Origin of the sequence: Veillonella agrestimuris (assembly GCF_943193065.1) — a bacterium.
GTDB classification, from domain to species: Bacteria; Bacillota; Negativicutes; order Veillonellales; family Veillonellaceae; genus Veillonella; species Veillonella agrestimuris.
The window spans coordinates 1-2,899 of record NZ_CALPCS010000023.1 but is presented as its reverse complement, the minus strand read 5'-3'; the positions used below and the strand labels follow the sequence as shown (position 1 = coordinate 2,899).

The 2,899-nt window shown below is 51.7% G+C and carries 1 rRNA gene; it reads right to left on the bottom strand.

Annotated elements, in window-relative coordinates:
• Positions 1-2,899, bottom strand: a 23S ribosomal RNA gene (locus tag NFR29_RS08220); the annotation flags it as partial.

The window sequence follows — 2,899 nt, the reverse complement described above, 5'->3', positions numbered from 1 at the left end:
ATTAGTACCAGTCAGCTCCAAACCTCACGGCTCTTCCACACCTGGCCTATCTACCATGTCGTCTACATGGGATCTTACTAGCTTATGCTATGAGAAACCTCATCTCAAGGCTGGTTTCACGCTTAGATGCTTTCAGCGTTTATCCGTCCCGAACGTAGCTACCCAACTGTACCCTTGGCAGGATAATTGGTACACCAGCGGTTCGTCCACTCCGGTCCTCTCGTACTAGGAGCAGCCCCCTTCAAGTTTCTTACGCCCGCGATGGATAGGGACCGAACTGTCTCACGACGTTCTGAACCCAGCTCACGTACCACTTTAATCGGCGAACAGCCGAACCCTTGGGACCTACTTCAGCCCCAGGATGTGATGAGCCGACATCGAGGTGCCAAACCTCCCCGTCGATATGGACTCTTGGGAGAGATTAGCCTGTTATCCCCAGGGTAGCTTTTATCCGTTGAGCGATGGCCCTTCCACTCGGCACCACCGGATCACTAAGCCCGACTTTCGTCCCTGCTCGACCTGTCCGTCTCGCAGTCAAGCTCCCTTCTGCCTTTACACTCTTCGAGCGATTTCCGTCCGCTCTGAGGGAACCTTTGGGCGCCTCCGTTACTCTTTAGGAGGCGACCGCCCCAGTCAAACTGCCCGCCTAAGACTGTCCGGCCGGTCGTTACTCGGCCCGTTAGAAATCAATTAATCAAAGGGTGGTATCCCAACAGCGACTCCTCTAAGACTAGCGCCCTAGATTCTACGTCTCCCACCTATCCTGTACATTCATTAACTAAGTTCAATCTTAGGTTGCAGTAAAGCTCCATGGGGTCTTTCTGTCCAGTCGCGGGTAACCTGCATCTTCACAGGTACTTCAATTTCACCGGGTCCCTCGTTGAGACAGTGCGCAAGTCGTTACACCTTTCGTGCGGGTCGGAACTTACCCGACAAGGAATTTCGCTACCTTAGGACCGTTATAGTTACGGCCGCCGTTTACTGGGGCTTCAATTCAGAGCTTCGACCCGAAGTCTAACCCCTCCTCTTAACCTTCCAGCACCGGGCAGGTGTCAGCACCTATACGTCAGCTTTCGCTTTAGCAGGCACCTGTGTTTGTGGTAAACAGTCGCTTGCGCCTCTCTTGTGCCACTCATTCATGCTCCACGCGTTGCTGCCCTTCACACTACATGAGTCCTCCTTTTCCCGAAGTTACGGAGGCATTTTGCCGAGTTCCTTAACGAGGGTTTTCCCGCGCACCTTAGGATTCTCTCCCCGCCTACCTGTGTCGGTTTTGGTACGGGCGATGTGTCTCTCACTAGAAGCTTTTCTCGACAGTGTAGGATCAATCACTTCGCTGTTAACAGCTCGTCATCACATCTCAGCTTTTAAGGTGACGGATTTGCCTATCACCTAACCTACTTGCTTAAACACGCTCTTCCAATCGCGTGCTGACCTACCTTACTGTGTCACTCCATCGCTCAAACGATTCACACCGGTACAGGAATTTCAACCTGTTGTCCATCGCCTACGCTTTTCCGCCTCGGCTTAGGTCCCGACTTACCCTGAGACGACGATCGTTGCTCAGGAACCCTTAGGCTTTCGGTGGAATGGATTCTCACCATTCTTTTCGCTACTCATACCGACATTCTCACTTCTCACCAGTCCACAGCTCCTTCCGGTACTGCTTCAGCCCGATGAGAACGCTCCCCTACCCATATACATTGCTGCATATGACACGACTTCGGTTTTACACTTTAGCCCCGGACATTTTCGGCGCAGAGTCTCTCGACCAGTGAGCTATTACGCACTCTTTAAATGGTGGCTGCTTCTAAGCCAACATCCTGGTTGTTTTTGAAACTCCACATCCTTCGCCACTTAGTGTAACATTGGGGACCTTAGTCGGTGTTCTGGGCTGTTTCCCTCTTGACAATGGACCTTATCATTCACTGTCTGACTCCCGAGTATAAGTATAGCCATTCGTAGTTTGACTAGGTTCGGTAACCGGTATGGCCCCTAGCCCGATCAGTGCTCTACCGCCTATACTCTCAACCTCGAGGCTAGCCCTAAAGCTATTTCGGGGAGAACCAGCTATCTCCGTGTTCGATTGGCATTTCACCCCTATCCACAACTCATCCCAAAGCTTTTCAACGCTCACGAGTTCGGTCCTCCACACAATTTTACCTGTGCTTCAACCTGGCCATGGATAGATCACTACGGTTTCGGGTCTACTATTACTAACTGAACGCCCTGTTCAGACTCGCTTTCGCTGCGGCTCCATGTTTTCCACTTAACCTCGCTAGCAACAGTAACTCGTCGGTTCATTCTTCAATAGGCACGCCGTCGTCCTGATTATATACAGACTTCGACTGTTTGTAGACATACGGTTTCAGGTTCTCTTTCACTCCCCGCCAGGGGTTCTTTTCACCTTTCCCTCACGGTACTATGCGCTATCGGTCGATATCAGTATTTTGGCTTGGAGGGTGGTCCCCCCTGCTTCCCACAAGGTTTCACGTGTCTCGTGGTACTCTGGATACAGTCCCGTGTATGCAAGGTTTCGAGTACAGGGCTTTCACCTTCTACGGCTGAGCTTTCCAACTCTATTCTTCTACCTCATTTACACTTGATGACTGTCCTCAACCCCGGCGCGGTTGCCCGCTCCGGTTTGGCCTCTTTCCGTTTCGCTCGCCGCTACTCAGAAAATCTCGTTTGATTACTTTTCCTCTGGGTAATTAGATGTTTCAGTTCCCCAGGTGCCCTCCTCATACTCGATGGTATGGGTGACAGTGCATGACCACTGCCGGGTTCCCCCATTCGGATATCTACGGGTCAAAGGTTGCTTGCACCTCTCCGTAGCTTATCGCAGCTTACCGCGTCCTTCTTCGGCTGATATCGCCAAGGCATCCACCGTACGCCCTTA